Source organism: Streptomyces spirodelae, from assembly GCF_017676385.1.
Taxonomy (GTDB): Bacteria; Actinomycetota; Actinomycetes; order Streptomycetales; family Streptomycetaceae; genus Streptomyces; species Streptomyces spirodelae.
Window position 1 is genome coordinate 35,672 of sequence record NZ_JAFFZN010000044.1, and the last position, 7,443, is coordinate 43,114.

General features: G+C 69.7%; 5 protein-coding genes and 1 rRNA gene. 4 read left to right on the forward strand and 2 right to left on the reverse strand.

From position 1 onward, the window contains the following. Positions 1–20: 20 nt before the first annotated feature. From JW592_RS31190 to JW592_RS31205, 4 genes are read left to right on the forward strand one after another with little or no spacing between them, the layout of a single operon-like run. The gene (locus tag JW592_RS31190) at positions 21–1,541 is read left to right on the forward strand and encodes a pyridoxal phosphate-dependent decarboxylase family protein (RefSeq protein ID WP_209268637.1); all 1,521 of its coding nucleotides are present in this window, start codon (positions 21–23) and stop codon (positions 1,539–1,541) included. Between the two features lie 23 nt (positions 1,542–1,564). Continuing rightward, a complete protein-coding gene (locus JW592_RS31195; protein ID WP_209268638.1) occupies positions 1,565–2,893 on the forward strand; it encodes a lysine N(6)-hydroxylase/L-ornithine N(5)-oxygenase family protein in 1,329 nt (442 codons plus the stop codon). Further along, positions 2,890–3,474, forward strand: a complete 585-nt coding sequence (locus JW592_RS31200) for a GNAT family N-acetyltransferase (protein WP_209268639.1) — start codon at positions 2,890–2,892, stop codon at positions 3,472–3,474. Before JW592_RS31195 ends, JW592_RS31200 begins: the two co-directional genes overlap by 4 nt. Then, on the forward strand, positions 3,471–5,282 hold the full coding sequence (locus JW592_RS31205) for an IucA/IucC family protein (protein WP_209268640.1): 1,812 nt from the start codon (positions 3,471–3,473) through the stop codon (positions 5,280–5,282). Before JW592_RS31200 ends, JW592_RS31205 begins: the two co-directional genes overlap by 4 nt. A gap of 145 nt (positions 5,283–5,427) precedes the next feature. On the opposite strand, the gene JW592_RS33480 is transcribed toward JW592_RS31205, so the two are convergent. Both JW592_RS33480 and rrf read right to left on the reverse strand, forming a co-directional pair. Continuing rightward, the gene (locus JW592_RS33480; protein ID WP_307805609.1) at positions 5,428–6,708 is read right to left on the reverse strand and encodes a tetratricopeptide repeat protein; all 1,281 of its coding nucleotides are present in this window, start codon (positions 6,706–6,708) and stop codon (positions 5,428–5,430) included. Between the two features lie 520 nt (positions 6,709–7,228). After that, a 5S ribosomal RNA gene (gene rrf, locus JW592_RS31215) occupies positions 7,229–7,345 on the reverse strand. Between the last annotated feature and the right edge of the window lie 98 nt (positions 7,346–7,443).

The window sequence follows — 7,443 nt, forward strand, 5'->3', positions numbered from 1 at the left end:
TTCCACGGAGGTAGCCCCCGATGAGCAGCAGGTCCCACCTGCTCAACGACAGGACGGCGGAGCACTACAGGCGCTCCGTCACCCACGGCGTCGAGCGCGTCGCCGTGAAACTCGCCGCCGCTCAGCAGCCGTTCACCGGCGTCACACCGGCCGAACTCGCCCCCACCGTCTCCGCCGTGGACCTGGACAAACCCCTGGGCACCACCGGCGAGGCGCTGGACGAACTGGAGCGCGTGTACCTCCGCGACGCCGTCTACTTCCACCACCCGCGCTACCTCGCGCACCTCAACTGCCCCGTGGTCATACCGGCCGTCCTCGGCGAAGCCGTCATCGCCGCCGTCAACTCCTCCCTGGACACCTGGGACCAGAGCGCGGGCGGCACCCTGATCGAGCGCCGCCTCATCGAGTGGACGACGCGGCGCATCGGCTTCGACGCCGCGGCCGACGGCATCTTCACCAGCGGCGGCTCCCAGTCCAACCTCCAGGCGCTGCTGCTCGCCCGCGAGGAGACCTGCCGCCTGGTGCGCAAGAACTCCGAGACGGCGCTCAGCACCGCGCAGCTCCTGCCGAGACTGCGCATCCTCACCTCGGAGTGCAGCCACTTCAGCATCGAGAAGGCCGCCGTCCTGCTGGGGCTGGGCCCACAGGCCGTCATCCCGGTACCGTGCGACGAGCAGCGCCGGATGCGTCTCGACGCGCTGGCCGAGGAGCTGACGCGCTGCGAGAGCGCGGGTGAGACGGTGATGGCCGTCGTCGCCACCGCGGGCACCACCGACTTCGGCAGCATCGACCCGCTGCCGGCCATCGCCGACCTGTGCGACCAGGCGGGCGCGTGGCTGCACGTGGACGCCGCCTACGGCTGCGGCCTGCTCGCCTCGCGGCGCCGCCGCGCACTGCTGGACGGCGTGGAGCGCGCCGACTCGGTCACCGTGGACTACCACAAGTCCTTCTTCCAGCCGGTCAGCTCCAGCGCCGTCCTGGTCCGCGACCGGGACACCCTGCGCCACGTCACCTACCACGCCGACTACCTCAACCCGGCGCGCAGCGTGGAGAAGGAGATTCCCAACCAGGTCGACAAGTCGATCCAGACCACCCGCCGCTTCGACGCGCTCAAGCTGTGGATGACGCTCCGGGTGATGGGCGCCGACGCGCTCGGTGAGCTCTTCGACGAGGTGGTGGACCGCGCCGCCGACGCCTGGCGGCTGCTGGACGGCGACGAGAGGTTCGAGGTCGTCGTGGAACCCCAGCTGTCCACCCTCGTCTTCCGCTACCTGCCCGGCGAATGCACCGGCGACGACGGGACGCTGACCGACCGGGCAAATCTGCACGCCCGCGAGGCGCTGTTCGCCTCCGGCGAGGCCATCGTCGCGGGCACTGTCGTCGACGGCCGCCACTACCTCAAGTTCACCCTGCTCAACCCCGAGACCACGCCGGCCGACATCGCCACGGTCCTCGATCTGATCGCCGCGCACGCCGACAGCTACGTCGACCAGCACCGCACCGTACCGACGCCCGCCCTCAGCGCCGCCCAGGCGAGCTGACCGACCCCGCACGGAGCCCCCACGTGACCCCCTCCAGCGCCCACCCGGCCGACGCACCGGTCCACGACTTCGTCGCCATCGGTCTGGGCCCCTTCAATCTGGGCCTCGCCTGCCTGACCGCACCCGTACCGGAGCTCGACGGGGTCTTCCTCGACGACAAGCCGGAGTTCAGCTGGCACCCCGGCATGCTGCTGGACGACAGCACCCTGCAGACCCCGTTCATGTCCGACCTGGTCACCCTCGCCGACCCCACCTCGCCGTTCTCCTTCCTCAACTACCTCAAGGAGTCCGGCCGGCTGTACTCGTTCTACATACGCGAGAGTTTCTACCCGCTCCGCGCCGAGTTCAGCGACTACTGCGCCTGGGCCGTCGAACGCCTCGGCGAGACCGTCCGCTTCGGCCACCGCGTCAGCAGCGTCGAACACGACGAGGCCGCCGGGCTCTACACCGTCCGCGCCGAGCACCTGCCCGACGGCGAGCACCGCACCTTCCGCGCCCGGAAACTCGTCCTGGGCACCGGCACCCCGCCCTACCTCCCCGAGTCCTGCCAGGGCCTGGGCGGCGACCTGATCCACAACTTCCGCTATCTGGAGCACAAGGAAGCCCTCCGGGAGAAGAAGAGCATCACCCTGGTCGGCAGCGGTCAGAGCGCGGCGGAGATCTACTACGACCTCCTCCAGGACATCGACAGCCGCGACTACTCCCTCACCTGGCTCACCCGCTCCCCCCGGTTCTTCCCGCTCGAATACACCAAGCTCACGCTGGAGATGACCTCTCCGGAGTACGTGGACTACTTCCACTCCCTCCCGCCCGACACCCGGGAAGCCCTGGTCGCCTCGCAGAAGAACCTCTACAAGGGCATCAACTCCGAGCTGATCGACGCGATCTTCGACCTGCTCTACCGGAAGAACCGCCGCGCGCCCTGCCCCACCAGGCTGATGACCAACACCGCGCTTACCGACGCCTCGTACGACGAGTCGAGCGGCACCTACACCCTCGGGCTGCGCCAGGAAGAGCAGAAGCGTGACTTCAGCCTCACCACCGAGGGACTGATCCTGGCAACCGGTTACCGCTACCAGCGGCCCGCCTTCCTCGACCCGATCGCCGACCGCATCGAGTGGGACGCCCGCGGCCGCTTCGCCGTACGCCGCGACTACAGCATCGACACCGCGGGGCGGGAGATCTACGTCCAGAACGCGGAGCTCCACACCCACGGCTTCGTCGCCCCCGACCTGGGGATGGCCGCCTACCGCAACTCCTGCATCATCCGCGAACTGCTCGGCCGCGAGGTCTACCCGATCGAGAAGTCCATCGCCTTCCAGGAGTTCGCCGCACCGGAGGCCGCACTGTGACAGCCGCCGACACCTCCGCCGTCTACACCCGCACCGACGAGCAGCTGGGCACCTTCTCCCTCCGCCCGCTCGACCCGCTCACCGACACGGAGTTGCTGCACCGCTGGGTCATCCACCCCAAGTCCGCCTTCTATCTGCTCCAGGACGCCACCCTCCCCGACGTCGAGCGCGAGTTCATGAGCATCGCGGCCTCCCCGCACCACGACGCGTTCCTCGGACTGCACAACGGCTCACCGGCCTTCCTCATGGAGCGCTACGACCCACGCCACGTGGAGCTGGCCGGGCTCTACCCGCACCAGCCAGGCGACATCGGCATGCACTTCCTGTGCGCGCCCGCCCGGCAGCCCGTGCACGGCTTCACCCGCGCCGTCCTCACCACCGTCATGGCGATGCTCTTCGCCGACCAGAACACCCACCGCGTCGTCGTCGAGCCCGACGTCCGCAACACCGCCGTGCACGCCCTCAACGAAGCGGTCGGCTTCCGCGTCGATTCCACCCTCACCAAACCGGAGAAGGAAGCCCTGCTCAGCTTCTGCACCCGCGAGCAGTTCCGCACCGCCACAGGAGTGACCCCAGCATGACCCTCCCCGTCACACCCCAGCCAACCCAGCCGTACGAGGCCGTCAGCCACCTCACCCCCGAGCGCTGGGCGCAAGCCACCCGGCTCCTCATCCGCAAAGCACTGGCCGAGTTCAGCCACGAGCGGCTGCTGAGACCGGCACCGCTGGACGAGGGCGGGAACCGCTACGCGGTCCGCTCCGACGACGGCGCCACCGAGTACCGCTTCACCGCCCGCCGCTTCGCCCTCGACCACTGGCAGGTCGACCCCGACAGCGTCACCCGCCACCGCGCCGGGGCCGAAATCCCGCTGGACGCCCTCGCCTTCATCACCGAGCTGCGCACCACCCTCGGTCTCGGCGAAGAGATCCTCCCCGTCTACCTGGAAGAAATCAGCTCCACCCTGGCGAGCACCGCCTACAAGCTGGCCGCCCCCTCGATGACCGCGACAAAGCTGGCAGCTGCCGCCTTCCAGGACATCGAGTCCGGCATGACCGAGGGCCACCCCTGCTTCGTCGCCAACAACGGCCGCCTCGGCTTCGACATCGCCGAGTACCGCGCCTACGCGCCCGAGACCGGCTCGCCCGTACGTCTCATCTGGGTCGCGGCCCGCCGCGACCGCGCCACCTTCACCGCCTGCGCGGACTTCAGCTACGACAAACTGCTGCTCTCCGAGCTCTCCGCCGTCACCCTGCGCCGCTTCTCCGCCGCCATGACCGAGCAGGGCCTGGATCTGGACGACTACTACCTGCTGCCCGTCCACCCCTGGCAGTGGTGGAACAAGCTCTCGGTGACCTTCGCCGCCGAGGTCGCCCAGCGCAACCTTGTCTGCCTCGGGCACGGCGACGACGAACATCTCGCCCAGCAGTCCATCCGCACCTTCTTCAACGCCACCAACCCCGCCAAGCACTATGTGAAGACCGCGCTCTCCGTCCTCAACATGGGCTTCGTCCGCGGCCTGTCAGCCGCCTATATGGAAGCCACCCCGGCCATCAACGACTGGCTGGCCGAGTTGGTGGCCGGCGACGACATCCTGCGCGAGACCGGCCTGGGTGTGCTGCGCGAACGCGCCGCCGTCGGCTACCACCCGGCCCCCTACGAGGCAGCGGCCCCCAAGGGCTCTCCTTATCTGAAGATGCTGGCGGCTCTGTGGCGCGAGAGCCCCGTGCCGTTCCTGCGGGAGGGCGAGAAGCCCGCCACCATGGCGTCCCTGCTGCACGTCGACCGCGACGGCAACTCGCTGGCCGCCGCCCTCATCCGCGGTTCAGGGCTGGAGCCGGCCGAGTGGCTGCGCGCCTACCTCAACGCCTATCTGACCCCGCTGCTGCACTGCTTCTACGCCTACGACCTGGTGTTCATGCCGCACGGTGAGAACGTGATCCTCGTCCTGGACGAGCACGGCGTCCCACGCCGCGCCCTGTTCAAGGATCTCGCCGAGGAGATCGCCGTCATGAGCGAGGATGCCGAACTGCCCCCGGAAGTGGAGCGCATCCGCGCGGACGTCCCCGAGGACATGAAGATCCTGTCCCTCTTCACCGACGTCTTCGACTGCTTCTTCCGTTTCCTGGCCCCCACGCTCGACGCGGCGGGCGTACTGGACGAGGAGGCGTTCTGGTCCACGGTGGCCGACGTGACGAAGAGCTACCAGAAAGCGACCCCCCACCTGGCGGCCCGGCACACCCGGTACGACCTCTTCGCCGAGGAGTTCCCCCTCTCCTGCCTCAACCGCCTCCAGCTGCGCGACAACCAGCAGATGGTCGACCTTCAGGACCCCGCAGGCGCCCTCCACCTGTCCGGCACCCTGGGGAACCCATTGGCCCGGTACAAGTAGCCGACAGACACAGAAGAGAAGGGCGGACCCCTGCGGGGTCCGCCCTTCTCTTCTTCGGCTTCAGCTTCGGCTTCAGCTTCGGCTTCGGCTTCGGCTTCGGCTTCGGTGTGCGACGGGTCGATACGCCTCGGGGGTCAGCCGAGCGTCAGTCCTGGCGGGGCTCGTCCTCGCCTGTCTTGATCTCGCCCTCGTCCTCGGGCGCGTCCTCGTCCAGCGCGTCGATGAACTCGACCCCGTCCAGCTCCGCAAGCCGGTCGGAGGCGTCGGTCACCCCGCCCTGATCCGCCTCCAGCGCCTTCGCGAACCACTCGCGGGCCTCTTCCTCCCGCCCGACCTCCAGCAGGGCGTCTGCGTACGCATACCGCAGCCGGGCCGTCCACGGCTGCACGGAGTTGGACGCCAGCTCAGGGCTCTGCAGCGTCACCACAGCGGCGTCCGGCTGCCCCATGTCACGACGGGCGCCCGCCGCGACCAGCCGCATCTCGACCTGGCCCGCCTTGTCCAGCTTCTGCACCTCGGGCTCGCCCGCCATCGCCAGCGCCTTCTCCGGACGGCCCAGACCGCGCTCGCAGTCGGCCATCACCGGCCACAGGTGCTGCAGCCCGGTCATCCGCCGGGCGGCCCGGAACTCCGCCAGCGCCTCGGCGTACTTCTGCACCCCGTACGCGGCGAACCCGGCAGCCTCGCGCACCGACGGCACCCGCGAAGCGAGCCGCAGCGCAACCTTCGCGTACCCGTAAGCCTGCTCGGGGTCCTCGTCCAGCAACCGCGCCACCATGACCAGGTTCCGCGCGACGTCCTCGGCCAACGTCTTGGGCAGGCTCATCAGCTCCTGCTTGACGTCCTTGTCCAGCTCGTCCCCGGTGACGTCCTCATCGATCGGCAGCCGCCGCAGCGGCTCACGCTCCGGCCGCTCCCGGCCGCCCCGGTCACGATCCCGGTCGCCCCGCCCGTACGGCCGGTCCCGGTCACCGCCCCGCCGGAAGCCGCCACCACGGCTGTCGTCCCGGTCCCGCCGGAAGCCGCCACCACGGCGCTCGTCCCGCCTGTCGTCCCGCCTGTCGTCCCGCCTGTCGTCCCGTCCACGGCCGCCGCCCTGGCCGTACGGCCGACGCCCGTTACGGTCGTCGTCGCGCCGCGGCCCCCGGCCACCCTCGCGGTCGTCCCGACGGTAGGGCGCGCGCTCCCGCTCCCGGTCGCTCCGCTGCGGCCGGTCGCCCCGGAAACCACCACGCCGGTCGTCCTGCCGCTCACCGCGGCCACGGTCGTCACGGCCACGGTCGCCCCGGGCCCGGTCGTCGCGCCTGAACTCCTCCCGCCTGCGGTTGTCACGGTCGCCGCCCCGCGCGTCGCGCCCGCGCTCGGAGGGCCCACGGTCCGCACGGCCGGCGGAACCGTACCGGCCCCGCTCGTCCCGCCGCTCCACGCGGCCACCGTCACGGCGGTCGTCGCGCCGGTCGTCGCGGCGAAAGGGAGGACGCCCCTGGCTCTCGCCACGCCCACGGCGATCGTCGCGTCCCCGGTTGTCGAACGTACGCTCACCGCGCGGGCGGTCATCCCGACGCGGTCGGTCGTCCCTACGTCGCTCATCTCCACGGCGCTCATCCCCGCCCCGGCGCTCATCCCGACGCTCGTCCCGACGGAAGCCGCCTGAGGTGCCACCACGCTCGTCACGCCGGAAACCCCCGCCGGGCCGACCGCCCTCGTCCCGCCTGGGTCCACGGCGCTCACGGCTGTCGCTGCTGCGCGGGGCGGACTGTCGGGGGCGACGTTCGGCTCGGCCGCGATCGTCGGAGGAACTGGGGGACATGGTGACTCCTGTCTGCGTGCCTGCGGCAGCAATTCTCTCGCAGGCGGTGGAACGACGTTCTTCGGAAGGCAAGGGAAAAACAAAAAGCCCTTGGCCTTCAGCGCATGCACGCTGAAGGCCAAGGGCCCTAAAGATTGTTCGGCGGCGTCCTACTCTCCCACACGCTCCCGCATGCAGTACCATCGGCGCTGAAAGGCTTAGCTTCCGGGTTCGGAATGTAACCGGGCGTTTCCCTCACGCTATGGCCACCGAAACTCTGATCGGGACAACCGGATCAAATATCCAGGTCCCGGAGTCTCCAAGCGAACAAGCACACTCTTCAATTTGAAGTGCGGTTGTTGTCTCAGAACC

What these genes read in the sequence shown, in the direction of transcription:
- JW592_RS31205 (WP_209268640.1), top strand. Translation starts at nt 3,471, where the DNA reads ATGACCCTCCCCGTCACACCCCAGCCAACCCAGCCGTACGAGGCCGTC.
- JW592_RS31190 (WP_209268637.1), top strand. Translation starts at nt 21, where the DNA reads ATGAGCAGCAGGTCCCACCTGCTCAACGACAGGACGGCGGAGCACTAC.